Source organism: Novosphingobium sp. SG707 (assembly GCF_012275515.1).
Classification (GTDB): domain Bacteria; phylum Pseudomonadota; class Alphaproteobacteria; order Sphingomonadales; family Sphingomonadaceae; genus Novosphingobium.
Genome location: NZ_JAAZQL010000001.1, coordinates 620,638 through 642,931, shown reverse-complemented (window position 1 = coordinate 642,931; position 22,294 = coordinate 620,638). Strand labels below are relative to the sequence as shown.

Annotated in this window: 15 protein-coding genes; 8 read left to right on the top strand and 7 right to left on the bottom strand. The window is 63.4% G+C overall.

Annotated elements, in window-relative coordinates; all coding sequences use genetic code 11:
- Positions 1-35 precede the first annotated feature (35 nt).
- The 4 genes from FHW92_RS02540 to FHW92_RS02525 all read right to left on the bottom strand — a co-directional run bounded on the left by FHW92_RS02540 (position 36) and on the right by FHW92_RS02525 (position 5,876).
- Positions 36-1,277 (bottom strand): thioredoxin family protein, encoded by a 1,242-nt coding sequence (locus FHW92_RS02540; protein WP_168601630.1) that lies wholly within the window; start codon positions 1,275-1,277, stop codon positions 36-38.
- Positions 1,278-1,316: 39 nt separating this feature from the next.
- Positions 1,317-1,874, bottom strand: a complete 558-nt coding sequence (locus FHW92_RS02535) for a peroxiredoxin (RefSeq protein ID WP_168601629.1) — start codon at positions 1,872-1,874, stop codon at positions 1,317-1,319.
- Positions 1,875-2,079: 205 nt separating this feature from the next.
- Positions 2,080-3,516, bottom strand: a complete 1,437-nt coding sequence (locus FHW92_RS02530; protein WP_168601628.1) for a sulfatase-like hydrolase/transferase — start codon at positions 3,514-3,516, stop codon at positions 2,080-2,082.
- Between the two features lie 23 nt (positions 3,517-3,539).
- Positions 3,540-5,876, bottom strand: coding sequence for a TonB-dependent receptor (locus FHW92_RS02525; RefSeq protein ID WP_168601627.1), 2,337 nt, complete (start codon positions 5,874-5,876; stop codon positions 3,540-3,542).
- 131 nt (positions 5,877-6,007) lie between these two features.
- On the opposite strand from FHW92_RS02525, the gene FHW92_RS02520 reads away from it, so the two are divergent.
- Complete coding sequence (locus FHW92_RS02520) at positions 6,008-6,907, top strand: LysR family transcriptional regulator (RefSeq protein ID WP_168601626.1); 900 nt, start codon at positions 6,008-6,010, stop codon at positions 6,905-6,907.
- Positions 6,908-6,970: 63 nt separating this feature from the next.
- The gene (locus FHW92_RS02515; protein ID WP_168601625.1) at positions 6,971-8,701 is read left to right on the top strand and encodes a tannase/feruloyl esterase family alpha/beta hydrolase; all 1,731 of its coding nucleotides are present in this window, start codon (positions 6,971-6,973) and stop codon (positions 8,699-8,701) included.
- Between the two features lie 3 nt (positions 8,702-8,704).
- On the opposite strand, the gene FHW92_RS02510 is transcribed toward FHW92_RS02515, so the two are convergent.
- Positions 8,705-9,208, bottom strand: coding sequence for a DUF3237 domain-containing protein (locus FHW92_RS02510; protein WP_349237633.1), 504 nt, complete (start codon positions 9,206-9,208; stop codon positions 8,705-8,707).
- A gap of 73 nt (positions 9,209-9,281) precedes the next feature.
- On the opposite strand from FHW92_RS02510, the gene FHW92_RS02505 reads away from it, so the two are divergent.
- Both FHW92_RS02505 and FHW92_RS02500 read left to right on the top strand, forming a co-directional pair.
- Positions 9,282-10,352 (top strand): alpha/beta hydrolase, encoded by a 1,071-nt coding sequence (locus FHW92_RS02505; RefSeq protein ID WP_168601623.1) that lies wholly within the window; start codon positions 9,282-9,284, stop codon positions 10,350-10,352.
- Positions 10,353-10,419: 67 nt separating this feature from the next.
- Positions 10,420-11,424 carry a LacI family DNA-binding transcriptional regulator gene (locus tag FHW92_RS02500; RefSeq protein ID WP_168601622.1) on the top strand — a complete coding sequence of 335 codons (1,005 nt, stop codon included), beginning with the start codon at positions 10,420-10,422 and terminating at the stop codon, positions 11,422-11,424.
- Here the strand turns inward: FHW92_RS02500 and FHW92_RS02495 are convergent.
- Positions 11,406-12,593, bottom strand: a complete 1,188-nt coding sequence (locus FHW92_RS02495; RefSeq protein ID WP_246869871.1) for a glycoside hydrolase family 68 protein — start codon at positions 12,591-12,593, stop codon at positions 11,406-11,408. The two genes, FHW92_RS02500 and FHW92_RS02495, sit on opposite strands and share 19 nt — an antisense overlap.
- A 243-nt stretch (positions 12,594-12,836) precedes the next feature.
- On the opposite strand from FHW92_RS02495, the gene FHW92_RS02490 reads away from it, so the two are divergent.
- A complete protein-coding gene (locus FHW92_RS02490; protein ID WP_168601621.1) occupies positions 12,837-15,179 on the top strand; it encodes a TonB-dependent receptor in 2,343 nt (780 codons plus the stop codon).
- Between the two features lie 146 nt (positions 15,180-15,325).
- Positions 15,326-16,246 carry an alpha/beta hydrolase gene (locus tag FHW92_RS02485; RefSeq protein ID WP_168601620.1) on the top strand — a complete coding sequence of 307 codons (921 nt, stop codon included), beginning with the start codon at positions 15,326-15,328 and terminating at the stop codon, positions 16,244-16,246.
- A gap of 16 nt (positions 16,247-16,262) precedes the next feature.
- Here FHW92_RS02485 and FHW92_RS02480 read toward each other — a convergent pair whose 3' ends face one another.
- Positions 16,263-17,195 carry a LysR family transcriptional regulator gene (locus FHW92_RS02480; RefSeq protein WP_168601619.1) on the bottom strand — a complete coding sequence of 311 codons (933 nt, stop codon included), beginning with the start codon at positions 17,193-17,195 and terminating at the stop codon, positions 16,263-16,265.
- 476 nt (positions 17,196-17,671) lie between these two features.
- Between FHW92_RS02480 and FHW92_RS02475 the strand changes: the two genes are divergently transcribed.
- Both FHW92_RS02475 and FHW92_RS02470 read left to right on the top strand, forming a co-directional pair.
- The gene (locus FHW92_RS02475; RefSeq protein WP_168601618.1) at positions 17,672-20,581 is read left to right on the top strand and encodes a TonB-dependent receptor; all 2,910 of its coding nucleotides are present in this window, start codon (positions 17,672-17,674) and stop codon (positions 20,579-20,581) included.
- A 104-nt stretch (positions 20,582-20,685) separates the two neighbouring features.
- A complete protein-coding gene (locus tag FHW92_RS02470) occupies positions 20,686-22,284 on the top strand; it encodes a carboxylesterase family protein (RefSeq protein WP_168601617.1) in 1,599 nt (532 codons plus the stop codon).
- Positions 22,285-22,294: the final 10 nt, after the last annotated feature.

Sequence of the window (22,294 nt, the reverse complement as noted above, 5' to 3'; positions counted from 1 at the left end):
GCTGGGCCTATCACATCCTTAGGTAAGGCATAGGATCAGCCCTTTGCGCGCGCGGCGGCTTCCAGCGCCTTGATCGCCAGATCCTTGGTCAGTACCTGAGGCAGGATCACTGGTTTGCCCCCGCCCGCCGGATAGACGAGGTAAAGCGGCAGACCCGTTCGGCCAAGATCGCTCATCGCTTTTTCGATTCCCGCATCATAATTGGTGGAGTCGGCAATCATAAAGGCTGTATCGGTCCGCGCCATCGCTTCCTTGAAGGCGGGCGTCGAAAGCACGGCCTTTTCATTGACCTTGCAGGTCAGGCACCATGCGGCCGAAAAATCGACGAAAACCGGCCTGCCTGCGGCGGTCTGAAGCGCGACCTGTTGGGGCGACCAGCGGATCGGGCGATCATCGCAGGCGGGCGTAACGGCCGGTTTGCGCGCCTGTGTTTCAAACGCGGCTCCCGGCATGGCAAAGGCCCCGCCAATCACCGCCAGCCCCGTAAGCGCCGTCAGCGTCAGAGTGCGTGCCGGTTTGCCCGACATGGCGCGGCGCTGGGCCAGGCCATAGATCCACGCGCTGAATGCCAGCAGCAGCGCGCAGCCCAGAATGAAGGGCAGGCCTGCCGAGGCCGTCTGGGCATCGAGCACCCAGACCAGCCAGGCGGCGGCGGCCAGCATCGGAAAAGCCAGCGCATGTTTGAGCGTGGCCATCCACGGCCCCGGACGCGGCAAACGCCGGGCCAGCGCGGGCGAAAAGCACAGCGCGGTAAACGGCGCGGCCACACCCACCGCCAGCGCGGCAAAGATCGCAAGGCCCACGATCGGAGGCTGAACCAGGGCAAAGCCCAGCGCCCCGGCCATGAACGGCCCCGCGCAAGGCGTGGCCACCACCACCGCCAGCGCGCCCGTCAGGGCAGCCCCGGCCAGGCCCTCGCGCCCGCTGACGCTTTGCCCGGCCCGCTGCAGGCCAAGGCCGATTTCAAACAGGCCCATCAGATTGAGCGCCGAACCGATCATCACCAGCGCCAACAGCGCGACAATCATCGGCGATTGCAGCTGGAACCCCCAGCCCACCGCCTCGCCCCCGGCCCGCAGCGCCAGCAGCACGCCCGCCAGCGCCAACATCGCCAGCACAGAACCGGCCATGAAAGCCAGACCTTCGCGGCGCAGCAGGGCCGGATCGCCCCCCTGCCGCACGAGGCCGAACGCCTTTAACGAGATGATCGGAAAGACGCAGGGCATGCAATTGAGGATCAGCCCGCCCAAAAAGGCGGAGAGAATGGCAACAAGCATCAAAAGCCTCGTAACGACAGAGGGGGACCCGATCAGCGATCAGCCGTGCTTGGCTTTCCATTCGCGCACGGCGGCCATGGTCTTTTCGATATGGGCCTGCGGATTGCCGTCGGTATAGCTCAGCAGGATCTTGCCGTCGGGCGCGATCACAAAGGAGGTGCGTTCCGACAGAAGGCGGTCCTTGAACGTCATCGTGGTCTTGTATTCAGCGGCGATCTTGGCGCCCGGATCGGCGGCCACGGCAAATTTATCGCGGCATTCCACCTTGGAAAATTCGGCCACGCGCTCAACATTGCCCGCCGTCACGCCCACGACCGTGGCGCCCATCTTGCGGAATGTGTCGGTGGCTTCGGCAAAGAGATGCGCTTCGACCGTACAGCCGGGCGTAAAGGCCGCCGGGAAGAAATAGAGGACGACCGGCCCCTTGCGCAAAGATTGGTTGAGCGTGAAATTGAACGTCTTTCCGCCCTTTGCCGCATCCAGCGTGAAATTGGGCGCGGCGGCGCCCTGCGGCAGGGCGGCAAAGCCCGGGGTCGGAAGCGAGACGGCCAGCAGCCCGAGCGCCAGCGAAACGGCAAGGTTCTTACGGAATTTCATCTGCTCTGCTCCAATACGAAATCGGTTGAAGGGGATGGGCTTTCCCTTGCCCCTCACAAACGGTTTCGTCGGCGCTCAGCAAAAAGTTGCGGTCAAAATCATCCGGGGCAAAAAATTTTTGCCCTTGCCCCCGATGTGGCTCCTGCAATGAGGGAACCGGCGCCCCCTCCGGCTCAGCCTGGCGCCCGAGAGCGCGCGCCGCGCCTCACTTGGGCCGCACGAATGTCTGAGCCTTTTCTATGCCGAAATGATCGGGCAATTGCGCGCCGGTAAAACCGCTGGTCCCTGCGTCATAATCGAGGGGGAGCATCTGGGCGTTCCACTTCTGCCACTCGGCCTGCATTTCGCGGAATTTTTCCGGCATCCGGTCCTTCAGGTTCGCCCGCTCCTGCGGATCATCGATCACGTTGAACAGGAAAGTGTTGTTCAGGATTTTCAAATATTTCCAGTCGCCCTTGCGACAGGCCTCCTGATTGAGGTTGAGATAGCGCCACGAAAAACTGCGCTCATGCGCCTGATCCGGGCGGCGCAGAACGGGCAGCAGGTTTTCGCCATCAGAGGGAAAGGCCGGATCGGGTGTGGTCCCGGCGGCGGCCAGCAAGGTGGGCAACCAGTCCATCGTCATGATGGTCTGCTCGCTCACGCTGCCCGCTTTGGTCACGCCGGGCCAGCGGATGATAGCAGGCACGCGCAGCCCTCCTTCGAGCAGTTCGGTCTTGCGCCCGGTGAACGGGCCGGTGTCGGAAAAGCGCTCGCCGCCATTGTCGCTGGTAAAGACCACGATCGTGTTCTCGGCCATGCCCAGTTCCTCAAGGCGTTTGAGGATCAGGCCGATCTGGTAATCCATCCGCGTGACCATCTGCGCATAGATCTTCGCACTGCCCCCGTCGAAATGGAACATGGCCATGGGCTTGCCGCTTTCGTCCAAACGGCGCGCTTCGGCCACATCCTCTGGCCCTTCCCAAGGCCAATGCGGCGCGTTGAAATGCAGCGATAGGAAGAAGGGTTTGTCCTGCCGCGCATGGTCCGTGATCACCTCGCGCGCCTTGGCGCCCAGCAGGTCGGTCAGATAGCCCTGCTGGTCGATCTGGCGCGCATCATCCCACAGGTCCGCCTTGCCGAAAGCCTTGTGGGTGAAATAGTCCAGACCGCCGCCGCGAAAGCCCCAGAAATGATCATACCCGCTTTGCTGCGGCCCATAATCGGGCAGCGCCCCCAGATGCCATTTGCCGATCAGCATCGTGCCATAGCCCGCCTTGCGCAGCAGCGAGGGCAGCGTGGGGTGGCTGGGCGGCAGGCCGACCGGACGCTGGCCCAGCGGCTCCTCAAGCCCGACGGGCAGCCGGTTCTGATAGCGCCCGGTGATCAGCGCCGTGCGCGTGGCCGAACAGACCGCCGAATTGGCATAGGCCTGAGTAAAGCGCAGTCCCCCGGCCGCCAGAGCATCGAGCGCGGGCGTGGCATAATCGCGCCGACCATAGCAACTGAGATCCGCGAAACCCATATCATCGGCCAGAATGAACAGGATATTGGGTCGGCGTTGCCCCTTGTCCGTCGCTGCTCTGGCAAGTTCGGGCACCAGACCCGCCCCGATCAGAGCCGTTGACCGGGCAATAAGCGAACGTCGCGATAAAGAAGCCATGGCATTTGTCCTTGAGCGAATGATCAGAAATTGCGGCGCAGCGTCACGGACACTTCACGCGGCGGCGCAGGCTGGGCAAGGGTCATGCCCAGATTGAAGAATTTGTTGTTGTAATAGGTCGTGTCGAACAGGTTGCGCACGGCCAGCGACAGGCGCCAGTCCTTGTTCGGGGAATCGAAGGTCAACCGCGCATTGGTGACGCCATAGGCGCCCACCTGCCCTTCGGGATTATTGGCAATTGTGGTGAAATAGGACGATTGATAGCTGTAATCCACGCGCGGGGTGAAAGTGCCGATCCTGGTTTCCACCCCATATTGCGCGCCAAGCGCCGCCTTCCATGCCGGGGCAAAGGGCGCGGCATTGGCCAGCGTCACGCCCTGAATGACCACGCCCGCCGCGCTGATCGAGGTCAGTTGAAAATGCAGATAGCTGACGCTGGCGTCGATCAGCATCCCGCCCACGGGCCGCGCGGTCACCTCCAGTTCGGCGCCCTTGTAACGCGCGGAGCCGACATTGGTGGGCGTGGCGTTGAGCGCGCTGTTGGCCGTGGGCGCGGTGTTGGTGAAGATGATGTTCGAATAATCATTGAGGAACAGCGAGCCATTCACCCGCACCCGCCGCGACCATAGATCGCTTTTAAAACCAATCTCATAAGCGGTAATCGTTTCGGGATAGAAAGGCACCGCCTGTTCGGGCACGAAAGGCCGGGGATTGGTGCCGCCGCCGCGAAATCCGGTCGATACCTGCGCATAGGTCATCAACTGATCATTCCAGCGATAGTCCAGATTGACCCGGTAATCGACCTTGTTCGCCTGATAATGGCTCTGCACCCCGGTCAGCACGCCCGCAGCGGTAAAGGTGGGCACACCGGGCAGGAACGGGTTGTAACGGCGATAGGTGTAGTCCTTGGTGTCGTCGGTATACCGGATACCGCCCGTCAGGTTCAGGCCCGAAAGCGGATGCAGGATCGCCTGACCAAACACGCTCTTGTTGGTGGAAATCGCGTCATCGTCGGGCGCGTTGAGGTTTTCGAACGGCTTGCCGGGATAAAGGATGTTCGACCCGGCAAAATTATTGTCCGCCCGGTAATAATAGCCGCCCACGGTCCAGTCGAGCAAAGTGCCCAGTGCCCGACCATTGAGGCGCAATTCCTGGCTGAATTGGCGGCTGCGGGCCTGATACAGCGCGGTCTGGGTGGTGATCGGGCTGGCATCGCCGTCAATGCCATAGCTGACATTGGTGCGGCTGTAGCCGGTGATCGAGGTCAGCGTCAGGTTCTCGCCCGGCCGCCATGTGATCGTGCCGTTGAACGTGCTTTGCAGCAGGTCATTATGGCTCGGCACGCTGATCGCGGGATGGCTGCCCGCACCTACCTTGCCATTATAGATGGCCGGGTCGGTGAAGGCAGGCGTGGCATAGGTGGCGTAATTGTAATTGGCCCCGGTGGGCACGACAAAGAGCGCGGGATCAAACGGCGCAAAATAGGCCGCCGAAGTGCTGTTCGCGGCCAGCAGGACCGTGGGCGCGACCTCGGAATTGTCCTTGATCACCGTGGCCGACAGATCGACCGTCCATTGCGGATTGGGCGTGTAGCGCAGGGCAAGCCGCCCACCCCCGTAATTCTTGCCTCCTTCATGGCCCAGCACGCAATTGCCGGAAATGCCCGCCGCCGGAACCCCCGATGACGGATGGAGGCAGCCATAATCGAGCCGCGTCACATAACCGTCCTGCCGCGTATAGACGCCCGAGGCGCGGGCATAGAGCTTGTCCGGCACGATGGTGAAATCGCCCCCGCCGCGAAAGCTGAGCAGATTGCGCGAACCATAGCTGGCCTCAAGGTAATTCGCGCCGCGCCCGTCGGGCTTGCGGCTGTAGAGTTTGACCGCCCCGCCGATGGAATTCTTGCCCGCCAGCGTTCCTTGCGGCCCGCGCAGAATCTCCACCCGCTCCAGATCGAGCAGGTCGAAATTGGCGCCGAACAGCGAACCGTAATAGACATCATCGACATACATGCCCACGCCCGGTTCCATGGCGATGCTGCTGTCGCTCTGCCCCAGGCCGCGCACGAAGACCGTAACCGCCGGGCCAAAGGCGGCGGCCGATGGTTTGAGCAGGACGCCGGGCGCGCTGTTGCTGATATCGGCAATCTGGTTGATCGAACGCGCCTCCAGCCCGGAGGCATTGATGGCCGTGATGGCCAGCGGAGTGTCCTGCAATTTCTGCGACTGGAATTGCGCCGTGACGACAATTTCAGCAACCCCGGTGTCGGGCTTTTTGGCCTCCTGCGCCATCGCGCCCTGGGCCAGCAACAGCGCCCCCGATGCCAACAGGACATAGCGCATTCCAGCAAATTTCGACATGTTCCTCTCCCCTGATCCCGAACTTGCCGTCGGTGATTGATGGCCAGCCTAGGGAAGGCGGGCGCACCCATGCAAAGGGGGCTGGCCTTGTCATAAGTGACAAGGCTGGACTTATCGGTTATCCTGCCTGCATGTTCCGCTTCACCATCCGCCAGATCGAGATATTCCTGAAGGTCTGCGAAGCGGAAGGCTTCCGCCGCGCCTCCGAAGCGCTGGGCATTTCCGAAGCCGCAATCAGCCACCAGATCTGCCTGCTGGAGGAGCAATTGGGCGGCCCCCTGTTCCGCCGCCGCCGGGGCGCGGCCATCCAGTTGCTGCCCGAAGGCGAGGAATTTCGCGATGCGGCCATCCAGTTCGTCCGGCAAGGACTGGCGCTGGGGCAAAGGCTGGCGCCCTCGCCCGCCCAGCCCACCTGCATCACGATCCACACCGGGCCGCATCTGCTGGAGGACGCCTTGCGTCCGGCGCTGCCCGAATTTCTGCGTCTGCATCCCGATATCAACCTCAATCTGGTGATGCCCAAAACGCGCAAATGGCTCAAACAGGCGATTGTGGCCGGCAAGGTTCAGGGCGCCCTGCTGAATGTGAGTTCAGCAGAGGAATTACCGCAATCGCAGGTGCTGGCACAAACCGACATGGGCATCTATGCCTGCGCCGCGATTGCCGCGCGGATCAGGGCCAACCCGGCACAGCCGATCGACCTGATCCTGCCCAACAGCGATCAGCCTGATGCCGCATCGCAGATCCGCTACTTGCGCCATGCCGGGGTCCACTTCCGCATCGCAGGCCATTATCCCTTTCACGACGTGGCCATCCGCATGGCCAGCGAGGGCGTGGGCGCTTTGGTTGTGCTCTCGAGCATCGTGACTTCGCTCGATCCCTCGGGCATTCTGGAAGAGGTGCAGAAACTGGGCGTGTGGCAGACAAGGCTCTACCTTTCCCCGCAATTGGCACACGACCATGCCGAGGCCCTGCGCGGTTTTTTCACCAAGGCGGCGCAGAAATTGAGCGGTCCGGCCCCAAACGCCTGAACGGCAGCGCGCCTATACAAAAATGACCTTGCGCAATCCTTTGCGCATGATAGCCTGCGCCGCATGAAATCGCCCCCGAAACGCAACATCCGCCTCCGGTCTCTCGCCCCGATCCTGCCCCTCCTTGTCTTGGGCGCCCCCTCGGCCAGGGCATCGACCGGGGCCGAGCAATTGTGCAAAGGACTGGAGCAGGGTGCCCTGCCCGATCTTGTGATCGAAACGGCGCAGGCCCATCCCGCCGGCCCCGGCCCTGCCGCGCTCGTACCGCCCGGCATGACCACGCCCCCCGCTCCGATTCTGCCCGCCCATTGCGAAGTGATCGGCCATACCGAACAGCGCGTGGGCCGCGATGGTCAGAACTATGCCATCCGCTTTCACCTGCGCCTGCCAGAGGCATGGAACGGCGGCTTTTTCTTTCAGGGCGGCGGCGGCAGCGACGGTGATCTGGGCGATGCGGTGGGGGCCATGGGCATCTCGCCTCCGGCGCTGGCGCGGGGCTATGCGGTGCTGTCGCAGGATTCGGGCCACGATAACAAGGCCAATTTCGACCCCAAACGCGGCGGCACCTTGGCCTTTGGCTTCGACCCCTTGGCCCGCACCAATTACGGCCATGCCTCACTGCAAAAATCGGTGCTGGCTGCGCGCAAGGTGATCGCCGCCCGCTATGGTAAAGCGCCCCGCCGCAGCTATTTCGTCGGCTGCTCCAAAGGCGGTCAGGAAGGGTTGGCGCTGGTGCAGCGATACCCCACCCTGTTTGACGGCGTGGTGGTGACGGCGCCGGGCCTGTCCCTGCCCCGCGCTGCGATCGGCGAGGCGTGGAACACCAAGAGCTTCAGCTTCTCGGCCGTCAATGGCCATGGCCCGCTCACCCCGCTCAATATCGCGCAGGGCTTTTCCGATGCCGATTTTGCCCTTGCGCGGCGGGCCTTGCTGCGCGCCTGCGACCGGCTGGACGGGCTGGCCGACGGCATGATTCTGGCCGTGGGCCAATGCACTTCGGCGCGGGTCCTGCCCGCCTTCAACGCCATCCGGTGCAAGGGCGCCAAGACCGACACCTGCCTGACCGGCGAGCAGATCACCGCCCTGCAGCGCGTCAACAGCGGCCCGCGCAACAGCCGGGGACAAAGCATCTATCCCGGCTTCCCCTGGGATGCCGGATGGGGCGCTGCGGACTGGCGCATCTGGCAATTGGGGACGGCGGACGGGCGCGTTCCCTCGCTCAACATGCTGATGGGGGCGGGCGCGCTGGCCTCGATCTTCTCGGTGCCGCCGCAGGCTTTGGCGCCGGGCGCCGAGGGTGGTCTGGCCTTTCAGATGGCGCTCGATCTGGACCGGGCCGAACAGGGCATTCTGGCGCGCGGCGGCGATTTCGCGACATCAGGATGGGAGGATATTTCGGCCCGCTCGACCGACCTTTCGGGCTTTCTGGGCCATGGCGGGCGGCTGATGGTGCTGCATGGCGGGTCGGACCCGGTCTTCTCCATCGCCGACACGCTGGACTGGTATCGCGCGATGCTGGCGCGGGGCGGCGATGCGGCGCGGGCCAATACGCGCTTTTTCGTCGTGCCGGGCATGAACCATTGCACCGGCGGCCCCGCCACCGATCAATATGCGGCCTTTGACGCCATGGTCGCATGGGTTGAGCAACAACACGCGCCCGAAAGGATCATCGCCCGCGCTGGCCCTGCGTCGCCCTTTCCGGGGCGTGAGCGACCGCTTTGCGCCTTTCCCAAGATCGCCCGCTATCGCGGCCATGGCGACCCGGAAAAGGCGGAAAGCTTTGTCTGCAGTTGAGGATCAGCGCGCCCGATAGAAACGGATCACCACCGAGGGATGCGTAGGATCCTTGCCCCCTTCCAACCGGCTGATCCAGGCGCCATGGTTGAGCCAGCCATAGCGCCCCATCGGCGCCTCGAAGCGGGGCTGGGTGAAGGCGGGCGTGAAAGGCTGGCCCTTTTCAAGGCAGAACTGGCCATGGTTGACCACGTTGAACATCACGCCATCATCGGTCTGCAGGAAATAATCGGCATGCAGGCTGCTGCATCCCGCCGAGGTCTGCAATTGCCAGTCCCATCCGCCGGGCACCACCTTGCCCTTGATGGCGGGGCCGGAAAATGTGCCGCCGATGATAGGGATATAGCCGCGCTGACCAAAGGCGGTGCCGCCGACCTCGACACGCGCGGCGAGCAACACCTCGGCCTCGAACATGAATTCCAGTTGCGGCGCGGGCGGCGCGCTTTGCGCCGCCACAGCCACCGGCGCCAGCGACAGGGCCAAAGCGGCGATTTTCAGAACAGGCACGATAGAGTCTCCCATCAGTTGTGATTGTCAGCTATGGTAAGGCAAACGTTTGTGCATTCCAAGGATGACTGAGATGGACAAGAACATTTTCGCCCCGGACCGGCGGACCGCCCTGCGCTGGATGACATGCGCCGGGGCCGCCATGCTGCCGGGCGGATCGCTGAGCGCCAAGGAAACGGGCGCGGCTGCGGGCCTCCCCTTTGTCGATCCGGAACTGCGCGAGGCAGCCAAACAGATCATCGCCATGACCAGCGGCTTTTATCCGATGGGCCCGTCCAAATTGCCCATGCTGCGCGCCGCCATTGCCAAGGCGCAAATGCCCGATCATCCCGCCGTGCCGGTCCGCACCGTCATGGCGCCTGTAGGCAAGGGACTGGGTGAGGTGAAACTTTATGTCCTGAATGAAAAGCCCGACGGCGCGGCGCGCCCCGCTATCTTGCACACGCATGGCGGCGGCTTCATCACGGGCTCGGCTTTGCTGGAAATCGGCGGGCTGATCGATCTCGCGCGTGAACTCGATTGCGTCATCGTCTCGGTCGAATATTCCCTCGCGCCCGAAGCGCCATGGTCGGTTTCGATGGAGCAGACCTATGCGGGCCTGCTCTGGCTGTATCGTCAGGCCGCCGCGTTGGGCGTGGACCGGGCGCGGATCGCGGTGGCGGGCGAAAGCGCGGGCGGCGGCCATGCCGCGCTGTTGGCCCGGACCGCGCGTGATCGCGGCGAGGTGCCGGTGGCGTTCCAATGCCTGATCTATCCGATGCTGGACGACCGGACCGGATCGACATGGAATCCCGCGCCGGGGCTGGGCTGTATCGGGTGGGATGGGGATGCCAACCGCTATGGCTGGCGCGCCTTTTTGGGGCAAAGGCCGGGTCAGGCGCATGTGCCCCACCGCGCCGTGCCCGCCCGCGCCGCCAGTCTGGCCGGCCTGCCGCCCGCCTTTATCGCAGTGGGCTCGATCGACCTCTTCGCCCGCGAGGACATCGCCTATGCCCAGCGCCTGACAGCCAGCGGCGTGCCCGCCGAACTGCTGGTACTGCCCGGCGCATTCCACGGGTTTGACAAGGTGATGCCCGGCGCATGGGTATCGCGGCAAGTGCTGGCCGCGCGCTCGGCCGCCTATCGGCGCGCATTCGGGCTTTGATCCCGGTTTTGCTTGCCCCAATGGGGCGCGGCGATAGAACGACGATGATGAACAGGGAGCCGATGGATTGAACAGCCCGACCAATATCAAGCAACTGGCCGAGCTGGCGGGGGTATCGGCGGGCACAGTGTCACGCGCGCTTTCCGGTTCGGGCCGGGTCAGCCCTAAAACGCGCGAGCGGATCATCACGCTGGCGCAAAAGCTGGGCTATCAGCCCAATCTGCTGGCGCGCAACATGCGGATGCGCAAGACCAGCACGGTGGGCATGCTGGTGCCGCTGGGCCATGATGATCTCCAGCATCTGTCCGACCCTTTTTTCAACACGATGAGCGGCTATCTGGCCGATGCGCTGGCCGATCAGGGCTATGACCTGCTGCTTTCGCGCGTGATCCCTTCGGATGAGCGCTGGATCGAGAATTATGCGCGCTCGGGCCGGGTCGATGGCGTGCTGATCATCGGCCAGTCCAACCAGCTGGCGGTGATCGAAGCCACCTCGCTGGCCTATCATCCGATGGTGGTGTGGGGCGGCCAGGTGTCAGGTCAGCATCACTGCTCGGTGGGGTCGGACAATCGTGCCGGCGGGATGCTGGCCGTACGCCATTTGATGGAGCGGGGATGCCGACGCATCGCCTATCTGGGCCCGGTCGAGGGGCCGGAATTCGGCGCAAGGCTGGATGGCGTGCGTCAGGCGCTGGCGATTGCCGGGCGGGGCGAGGAATTGCAGGTCATGCCATCGCATTGTGAACCGGCGGCGGCCTATGACGATGCGCTGGGCCTGCTGCGTGGGCTGCCGGTCATGCCCGATGGCATTGTGGCGGCCTCGGATGTTACGGCGATCAGCGTGATCCGCGCGCTGGGCACGATGGGCCTTCGTGTCCCGGATGAAGTGAAAGTGATCGGCTATGACGGCCTGCCGCTGGGCGAGCTGGTTTCGCCGCCGCTGACCACGATTGACCAGCAATTGCGCCATGGCGCGCGGGTAATGGTCGATCTCCTGCTCAAACGCATGGCGGGCGAGCCGACCGGCAGCGTGCTGATCGACCCGCAGCTCATTCAGCGTGAATCGACCTGAATCCGGCTGGTATCGCCCGCTAGACGCAGCGTGAACCACGGCGCGGGGCTGCCGCCAAAGGCACGGCGGCGGCCCGATGCATCGGCAGGCGCGGCATCCGGCGCAATGCCGGGCAAGTCGGCAAAGCTGGTGACACGCCCGTCGCCCAAAACCCACCAGCTATAGGCCTGCCAGGGGGTTTCCTCCGGGTTGCCCGCCACCAGGGTGTCGCCATTGATCGGGTGAAACGGCCCCAGCGGACCTTCGCCCACCACGCCATAGAGGCCCGTCGGCCCCTGCGGCCCATCTGCGGCAAAGACTTTGCGCTGGGTGGACCAGAACAGGTAATACAGGCCGCCGATATAGCGCATATGCGGCCGCTCCAGCTCGTTGTTCAGCCCATCGCCATCCACCACCGGGGGCAGAAGGCGCCACGGCCCATGCGGTCCGGCAAGCGAATGCGCCACGCCGATCACCCCATTCCACTGCGATGCTGAGGCGGCTTTTGACGCGGTGAAGAAGAGGAAATGCTCCCCGCTGCGGGGGTCCTGAAAATAGCAGGGGTCGCGGAAAGCCTTGATTGTGCCAGCACCACCCTCGCTGCCCCGGACCCGCAGATAGATATCGCCATCGGCGGCGACGGCTTCTTCGGGCCGGGTCCAGTTTTCAATGACGGGCCTATCGCCGAGCCAATGGAGGACGCCTTCCGTCAGGAACAGGCGCTGCTCGAACGTGGGTATTGTCTCGTCGCGGCGCCCGGCGGCGGTGAACCAGCACAGGACGCGCCGGTCCGCTGCATCATAAAGCGCGCTGCCCGACCACTCGCGGCTGCCCGGCGTGTGGCCATCGGGAAAGGCCGGGCCGCAATCGACCCAGCCGGAGCCGTCGATCATCTGCAGCAAAAGATGGATGCGGGCGATGGCATGGCGGTCCTCTGGGTCGGGCAAAGCCGGCGCGGCGAGCGCCAGCCAGAGCCAGCCTTGCGCAAAGGTGTGTGCATCGCCCTCCAGATTTTCGACGGGCCACATGTCCCAAATATCCAGGCCGGGAAGGCGCGACGCACATTCCTCGCGGGTAAAGCCGGGGATGGTGTTGGCGCCGTTCGGACGCAGCGCGGACATATGGGCGGCGGTCCAGCAAAAGGCCAAGGGGTGAGGCGAATCAGCCACATGTTGCAAACGTTTGTTCATAAAAATCCCTCCCCCACAACGGCGGATCAAAAATAGATGCATACTATCAGTTATTTAGACCGATATTTCCGCGACCAAGCACTGGAATCATCCGCAGAAAATTCCCTCTAGGCAACGAATGCTATCGATTGTAACAGATGCGCAATCGGTTGTGCAATAGCAGCGACTCGTTGCAGCAGCCGTAAGGAGAGTGGCGCCGCCCCCGGCGCCGGAAAAACACAGGTATGATCCCGGGAGGACGCCATGAAATATTCCGCCATCTTGCTTGCCAGCGCCGCACTATTTCCTTTGGCCACCCCTGCCCTTGCGCAGGATGCGGCCGCCGCCAATGACCAGCTCACCACCGAAATCGTGGTGACGGCGCAAAAGAGCAGCGAAAAGATCTCCAAGGCGCCGATCGCCGTCAGCGTGGTTTCTCAGGCCGCGCTCGACCGCCAATCGATCACCAGCGCGGACCGGCTGGTCTCCACCGTGCCTTCGCTGCAGCTCAGCCAGAACGGCTTTGCCATCCGCGGCATCGGCAGCAACAACGGCTTTTCCGGCTATTCGACCGTCGCGACCCAGTTTGACGGGATCTACAATCCCTCCTCGGTGGCGCTGGGTCTGGCCATGTTCGACATCGGCTCGGTCGAGGTGCTGCGCGGGCCGCAGGGCACCGTTTATGGCCGCAACGCCACGGCGGGCGTGGTCAACATCAACACCGCCGATCCGGGCAAGCATCTGGGCGGCAGCGCCAGCCTGCAATATGGCCGCTTCAACGAGATCCGCGCCCAGGCCGCCATCGACCTGCCGGTCAGCGATACGTTCGGCCTGCGCATCGCCGCCTTCCGCCAGATCAATGACGGCTATGGCCCGCAACTGGGCACCGCGCGTTTTGACCAGACCGATCTGGGCGGCGTGCGACTGACCGCCAAATGGGCCATCACCCCCCGCCTGACATGGCGCGTGTCGGGCTCCTATGCCGAAAACAACGGCACGGTGCCCGCCGTCTATCTGCGCAATTACAATTACTATCCGCAGGCCAATCTGACCACCGGCACGTTCGGCCCGGTCACGATCATCCCCACCAGCTTTGACACGATCAACCCGGGGCTGGATCAGGTCCGCAACAACCGTATCAATGTCAAAAGCTATGATGTGCGCTCCAAGCTGATGTGGCAGGCGACCGACAGCCTGAGCCTGACCTGGTTGGCGGGTTACTCCTCGCTGGTGAACAATGGCGTGGCGGCGGCCTCTGGCGTGTTTTCGCAGGAATATATCAACCACAAGACCAATAGCTGGTCGCACGAACTGGATGTCAATTTCCAGCGCGGGCCGGTCAAGCTGGTGGCGGGCGCCTATATCTATCAGGACGAAATCCCCTCGGGCCAGCGTCTGCTGCATGCGGGCAACACCGCGCCCGCGCCTTTCGCATCCGTCTACAACATCTTCGGCCCGCTGGTGGCCAGCACCGGCAATCAGATCGGCACGATCAACGCCGTGGACGTGGTCAACACCTATTCCGGCGAGGGCAGCGAATCGCGCGCCCTGTTCGGGCAAGGCACCTTCTCGCTGACCGGCCGCCTGCGCGCCACGGCGGGCGTGCGCGCCACATGGGATGATGTGAATGGCCGCGAACAGCAATTGGTCTGCCCTGGCGCCACGGTCACGCGGGCCAATATCAACGCCTTCTCATGCCCCGGCGGCTTTGCCATCGCCTATACCGATGATCGGGGCCGCGCCGCCGCCAGTTTCAGCAAGGTGAGCTGGAAGGCGGGCCTCGATTACGACCTGACGCCGGGCATTCTGGCCTATGCCACGGTGTCGACGGGCTATCGTGGCGGGGGTCTGCAATCCAGCGGCAATCCGGTCGCCTACCGCCAATATGCGCCCGAAACCGTCACCAATTATGAAGCGGGCCTGCGCGCCAAATTGCTGGGTGATCGTCTGTTCATCGGGCTGACCGGCTATCAGATGGATTACCGGAACCTTCAGGTTTCCTCCATCGTGGTCGATCCGGTGCAGGGGCCGATTGCCGTCACCACCAATGCGGCCAAGGCGCGCATTCGCGGCGTCGATCTGGAAACCTCGTATCGCCCCACCCGCAATGACACGTTCTCGGGCTATGTGGCCTATATGGTGGCCGAATATCGCAGCTTCCCCGGCGCCTCGGACAATCTGCATTCGGCCGATACGATGTACAACATCTTTGCACCGATCCTTGGCTATGCGGCGATCCCCTCGGCCTCGGCGGATTATTCGGGCAAGCGTTTGACCAATGCGCCGCAATTTTCCGCCCGCTTCAGCTATGCCCACGCGTTTGATCTGGCATCGGGCGGCAAGATCACGCCGTCGGTCGATTTCTATGCCCAGTCCAAAACCTTTGCCAGCAGCGACAATGCCGTGCAGGGTCGCATAGCGGGCTATACCAAAACCGATCTCAACCTGCGCTATGACGAGCCGAGCGGCCATGCCTATATCAACCTGTTCATGAACAATGTGGAGGATCGCCGCATCGCCACCACCGTGGTCCCGGTGTGGAGTTCGACCACGGCCAGCTATGCCCCGCCGCGCACCTATGGCGTGCGGATCGGCTTCAAATACTGAAACCATCTTGGCAATTGGGGGCCGCTCGACCATGTTCGGTCGGCGGCCTCTTGCCGCGCCCCGATGTGTGACGAAAGGAAAGCCCCCTGTTCTGGAACCGACGCCGCACAATTCAGGCCGGATTTGCCGCCCTTGCCGGAGCCGTCATGACCAAGCCCGCCCAAGCCGCCGCACCTTTGCTGATCCCCGAAGGCGGCGGCCCCCTGCCCCGTCCATGGATCGAGGCGCAGCGCGTGCCTTTGTGGCCAGCGGGCGTTCCGGGCAAAGGTTTTGCCCCCCGCGAACGCCGCGCCGACTGGCCGCAAACTTTTCTGAGCAATATTGCCGAACCGGAATTGCGCCTGTTTCGCTCGCCCCAGCCCAATGGCAAGGCCCTGCTGGTGATTCCGGGCGGGGCGTATAATTTCGTCTCGATCCGCAATGAAGGCGTCGATGTAGCCCGCGTGTTCAATGCGGCGGGCTACCATGTCTATGTTCTGGTCTATCGCCTGCCCGGCGAAGGCTGGGCCGATCGCGCCGACGTGCCGCTGATGGATGCCCAGCGCGCGATGCGGATGATCCGTTCACGCTCGGCGCAGGATGGAGTTTCAGACCCGAACATCGCCGTCATCGGCTTTTCCGCCGGGGGCCATCTGGCCGCCTCGCTGTTGACCGGATTTGATGAAAAACTGGCCCCGCCGGTCGACGCGATCGACAGGCTGGAGGCGCGGCCCCATGCCGTGATCCTGGTCTATCCGGTGATCAGCATGGTGGCGCCCTATACCCATGTCTGGTCGGCGCAGACGCTGCTTGGCCCGGCACCCGATGCGGCGCTGATTGCGCGCCGCTCGCCCGTTCCGCATGTTACGGCCCAGACGCCGCCGGTGTTTCTGGTCCATGCGCTCGATGATGACGCGGTGCCTTATCAGAACAGCCTGATGATGGCCGATGCTCTGACCAAGGCAGGCCATGCGCCCGAAATGCACCTGTTTGCCGAAGGAAAGCACGGTTTCGGCATCGGCCCGGCCAATGGGTCTGCGGGGCAATGGAGTGTGCTGGCCCCAAAATGGCTGGCGCGGCTGATCTAAGAGAGGGTGAGTCCTCTCATGCTGTTGCGGGATGAGAGGGCCGCAAAGGAATACTGTCGCGCGCCGCCTCGCGCAGACGCTCGCGCAGCCAGAGCAGGCCGTGATCGCCCGCTCTGGCCGAATGATACTGCATCATTTCGTTCATGGCGGGCAGATTGATCGGGCAATCCGCAATGGCGAGCGAAAAGGGACCTTCAAGCAGCACGGCCAGGCGTTCGTGGACCAGCGCCAACCGGTTCGTGCCTCGCAGCAGCCACGGCACCTGAAGGAAAGATGAGGCCACCACCTCGATCTTCCGACATTCACCGGCTGCCTTGACGGCCGCCTCGATAAAGACAGGATGGCCCTGAATTTCCACGGCGACATGGCCGCACCCCTCAAAAGCCTCCAGCGTCAGCGGCTTTTGCAGGACCGGATTGCTTTGGCATCCCACCACCACATGGCGCTCGCTGAACAGGAAATCGCTGGGGTGATCCGGGGCCAGAAATTGCTGCGGCGTGAGCAGCAGATCAAGTTCTCCATCGTCCATCGCGCGGCTGGAATGAAGGCCGGGCAACAGCAGTTCGAATTCGATCAACGGGGCGCTCTGCTGCAATCTCGTCAACAGCGGGGTGATCAGCACGGTCGTGATATAATCGGATGCCGCAATACGGAAACGGCGGGCCGAGACGGCAGGGTCAAACCCGGTGGCGGATGCAATCAGGTTGCGCAGGCTTTGAATGGTCGCACTGATTTCCGGGGCCAGTGCGATGGCGCGCGCGGTGGGTATCATTTTCTTGCCATGCTGCACCAGAATATCGTCGTTGAAGGATTCCCTCAGCCGTTTGAGCGCCGCGCTCATGGCCGACTGCGTCATATGCAGGCTGTTGGCCGCTTTTGTGACGCTGCGTTCGCGAAGCAGCACATCGAAGGCGATCAGGAGATTCAGGTCAAATTGGTCTAGTCGCATGGTTTGCCCTCTGCCGCCTTGATCGGATAGGATCCATTCCTTTCCGGCCGCTTTGTTTTATCTCCGGATTGCGCCGCCTGCAAAAGCAAGGCGAACACCCGGCGTTCAATCGTGCATGGCTGAGCAATAAGGGGAAATTGGATAGACAAAGATCGCCATCCTGTCGATTTCCCCCTTCTCATCTTCATCGGTCATCAGCGTTAAAAATATGAATCGTCCGCTGCCCGCTCCCGCCCGAATCATATATTTATCATTTAAAAACATATGCTTAATTAATAATCTCGCGATTCACCTCGAACCGGGGCCGACCCATCCATCACTTTTATCGATCATCATACACAAAGAATTAGCGTTATCGTCAATCAAACCAGAAAGCTAAAAACAGGTCAAACCAATAAATGGCTTTTGGAGAAGCCAGCATGGGAGGACTTGAAATGAGCTATCACGAGCTTTCATCCCGCTTGCCGGCGCGCACCATGGCGCAACGGGCTTCGGCCCGGCGCCTTGCCTGGCTGATCGGAGCCGCTGCGGTTTCCCTGCCTGTGGCTGCCTTGGCGCAAACCGCGCCCGCGTCTGGAACAGCCGGACAGGACAACACGCCCTCCGCATCCGACATCGTGGTAACCGCCACGCGCATTGCCCGCGACGGTTATACCGCCCCCACGCCCACCACCGTGATCGGGCAGGAGTTTATCCAGCAGCGCGCGACCGTCAATATCGGCGACGCGCTGAACGCCGTGCCCGCCTTCCGCGCGGCGGTTTCGCCCAATGCGGGCGGCCTGGGCAATACGGGCGCGTTTCTGGCGGACCTGCGCGGTCTGGGCCCGATCCGCACGCTGGTCCTGCTGGATCGCGGGCGCATGCCGCAAACCATGGTGCCCGGTGTCACCACCACGGCGGGCACGACAGACCTTAACACCATCCCCACCGTCCTCATCAAGAATTCCGATGTGGTGACGGGCGGCGCTTCGGCGGCTTATGGTTCGGACGCGATCGCGGGCGTCATCAATTTCCAGATCGATGACCGCTTTGTCGGCCTCAAGGGTTCGGCCCAATATGGCGAAACCCGCTATGGCGATGCCAAAAACAAGTTCGCCACGCTGGCTTATGGCGCGAAATTCGCCGATGGCCGGGGTCATATCGTGGTGGGCGGCGAATATAATGACGATGGCGGCACGGCGGCCTATAACACCGCCCGCGCATGGGGCCGCGATGCGTGGAACAACGCCACCATCACCAACCGCCCGACCGGCACGCCCAATACGATCCTTGCCCCCTATGGCAATTATTTCGGCACCGCCACCAGCGGTGGCCTGATCCTGACGCCGGGCGCTCTGCAGGGGCTGGCCTTTGTGCCGGGCGCCAATGGCGGGGTCACCACCACGACCTTCAATCGCGGCCTGAGCAACATGACCGCCAGCCTCGATTTCTTCACCCCCAGCAGCCTTGCCGCCAATGCGGCCGCGGGCATCAACAACCTGAACACCCAGCAATTGCGCCCGGCCCAGACGCGCTACAACGCAATGGGCAAGGTTTCGTTCGATGTGAACGACAATCTGACGGCCTATGTCGAGCCGCTCTATTCCAATGTGAAGACGACCGGCATTCTCATCATCCGTCGCGATGGCGCGGGCGCGGGGCCGGGGCTGACCATTGCAAAGGACAATGCCTATCTGGCGCAGGCGCTGACACCGGCGCAACTGGCGCTGGTCCCGGCAGGCGGCCTGTCGATCGGCTATTCGGGCCAGGGTTTCGGCCCCAGCGTCCGCACCATCCAGAATGAACTGGTACGCGTGCAGACCGGGCTGAAGGGCCGGTTTGGAACGAACTGGAAATGGGACGTGTCCTATCTGTTCGGCCAGAACACATCGCATGTCACCATCGCCAACACGTTCAACAGTGCCAATTTCCGCAATGCGCTGGATGCGGTCAATGTGGGCGGCCAGATCGTTTGCCGCAACGCGGCGGCGGTGGCGGCGGGATGCGCGCCGATCAATATTCTGGGCAGCCCGAACGTCTCTGCGGCGGCGGCAGGCTATATCCTTGGCACCGCCACCGGTTCGGGCAAGACCGTGTTGCATGACGTTGCCGCCAATCTTCAGGGCGAGCCTTTCTCGACCTGGGCCGGGCCGGTTTCGGTGGGCGTGGGCGCGGAATATCGCAAGGAATCGGTGCGTCTGGTGACCGATGCGCTTTCGCAGGCTTCCGGGTGGCTCTCGGGCACCGGTTCGTCGCTGCCCACGGTCAGCCAGAACGTGAAGGAAGCCTATGTCGAAACCATCGTGCCGCTGGCGCGCGACATGCCCTTTGCCAAAAAGATCGAGTTCAACGGCGCGGCCCGCATCACCGATTACAGCACATCGGGCAGCGTGACGACATGGAAGGCGGGCCTGACCTGGGAAGTGGTGGACGGGCTGATGTTCCGCGCGACGCGTTCGCGCGATATCCGCGCGCCCAACCTGATCGAGCTTTACACGCCCCAGACCCAGTCTCTGCCCCTGCCCACCGATCCGCGCAGCGGCGTGGCGCGGCCCACCAACAATGCCGGTTTCATCGTGGGCGGCAATCCCAATCTGAAACCCGAAACCTCCACCACCCAGACCGTGGGTGTGACCTGGCGGCCCTCGTTCTTCCACAAGCTCAACCTGTCGGCGGATTACTACAACATCCGCATCGAAGGCGCGATCACCTCGACCAGCACGCAGGGCGTGGTCAACAACTGCTTCATCGGCGGGTCCTATACCGGCAATTCGTGGTGCTCGCTCATCAGCTTTGCCAACAATGACCCCGTGGCCGGGCAGATGACGGGCGTGCAGGGCGTGACAGCCAATGTGGCGGTGTTTCGCACCAAGGGTCTGGATTTCCAGGCCACCTATCGCCAGCCCATGGAGGAATTCGGGCTGAAGGGCCGCCTGACGGTCAACATGCTGGCAACGCATGTCATGTCGTTCTGGTCCTCGACCGATATTTCCACCCTCTTCCCCAACGGCATCGACCGCGCGGGGCAAACGGGGGCGGCCTTTGGCGGTCCGGCGGGCCTGCCCAAATGGCTGGTCAACACCACGCTGGATTACGAAGTGGGCGGTTTTGGCATCAACGGCAATATCCGCTACGTCTCGCCCTCGCACCAGAACAATGGCCTGTTCGGGCCCGATCAGGCCGGATACAACCCCGCGCTGAGCACCAGCATCAGCAACAACAACATCCCGGCGGTGGCCTATGTCGACCTTGGCCTGCGCTACAGCTTTGGCCCGGATGGCCGCTATATGGTCTATTTCAACGTGGCCAACCTGCTGGACAAGGACCCGCCGCTGCCCGCCAACGGCAGCGCCTACTATGACCTGATGGGGCGCACCTACAAGGGCGGCGTGCGCTTCCGGTTCTGATCTCGGGCCGGGCGGCCATTTCGCCCGGCAGGCGCCGGCACCGCTGGGGGGCGGGGCTGGCGCCAACGGCCTATGCTTCCATTCTGGTCAAAGGTGCCACCGCCATGACGTTCCGGCTTGCTCTTGCCTGTTTGCTGCTTGCCCCGGTTTCCGCCGCTTCTGCCGCCTCCGTCCCCCCGCCTGCGGCCATGACCGAGGGCGGCCGGGTCGAGGGGGTCCATCTGGCCTCGGGTGTGCAGGCCTTTCTGGGCATCCCCTATGCCGCCCCGCCGGTGCGCGATCTGCGCTGGAAAGATCCCCAGCCGGTGGCCGCCTGGCAGGGCATCTATCACGCCGACCGCCACGCGCCGCAATGCATGCAGCCCCAGCGCAACCTGCGGGCGAACCAATATTCCGGCGCCGAAATCACCAGCGAGGATTGCCTCTATCTCAACGTCTGGACCCGGCCCGGACTGCAAAAGGCGCCGGTGATCGTCTATATCCACGGCGGCGGCTTTTATATCGGCTCCTCGGCCATGCCGATCTATGGCGGCGAGGCGGTGGCCCGTCAGGGCGCTGTTTTCGTCAGTTTCAACTATCGGCTGGGGGCGCTGGGCTTCATGGCCCATCCCGAACTCTCGGCTGAATCGCCGCACCGGACCTCGGGCAATTATGCCTTTATGGACCAGATCGCGGCGCTGAAATGGGTGGCGCGCAACATCGCCCGCTTCGGCGGCGACCCGTCCAATGTCACGATCATGGGCCAATCGGCAGGCTCGATGTCGGTGCAGGCGCTTCAGGCCAGTCTGCTGACCGCGCATCTGTTTCACCGGGTGGTGGGCATGAGCGGTGCCATTGCAGGCGGCCCCAGCGCCACCCCGCCGCTGGCCGAGGCGGAGCGCGAGGGGGTAAAGCTGCAATCGGTCCTGCGCGCCAAGAGCCTTGCCGAATTGCGCGCGATGCCCGCCGACAGGATCGTGGTTCCCCGCACGCCCGACGGGCCCAAGATCGGGCCTTCGCAGGATGGCTATGTCCTGCCCCAGAGCATCGAGCAGACATTGGCCCGCGGCGCGCATCATGACGTGCCCGCCCTGATCGGCTTTACCCATGATGAATCCTTTGGCGGGCTGGGCCCGGTGCGCGATCTGGCCGATTATCGCGCCAAGGTCGAGGCGCGATACGGAGCCCGCGCGGCAGAGTTCCTGGCGCTCTATCCGGCCGGAAATGATGGCGAAGCGCGCGATTCTGCCCGCGCCGCCGACCGCGACAGCACGATGGCCTCCTCGATGGGCCTGTGGGCCGATGCCATGACCGCCCATGGCCATGCTCGGGTCTATTCCTATGAATTCGCCCGCCCCCACACCTATGCGGCCGGGGCCGCTTTTCCCGACCTCGATCCGGCCACGGCGGGGGCCTATCACACGTCCGAGGTTCCCTTCTGGCTGGGCACACTGGAAAGCTTCAACCTCTATCGCAAGACCCGCGCATGGACGGCCGATGATGTCGCCTTCAGCAAGGCGATGACGCAATCGCTGATTGCCTTTGCCCGGACCGGCAATCCCGATACGCCCGCCCTGCACTGGCGGCCCTATGTGGCGGCCTCGCCGATTCTGCTGCAACTTGGCGCCTCGGCAAAGCCCGCGCCATGGCCCGACCGCGCAAAGTTCGAATTCTTTCGCAAGGAAAACCAGCCCCGGCCAACCGGCGGCGCTCTCAGGGATTGAGGAGAAAGTC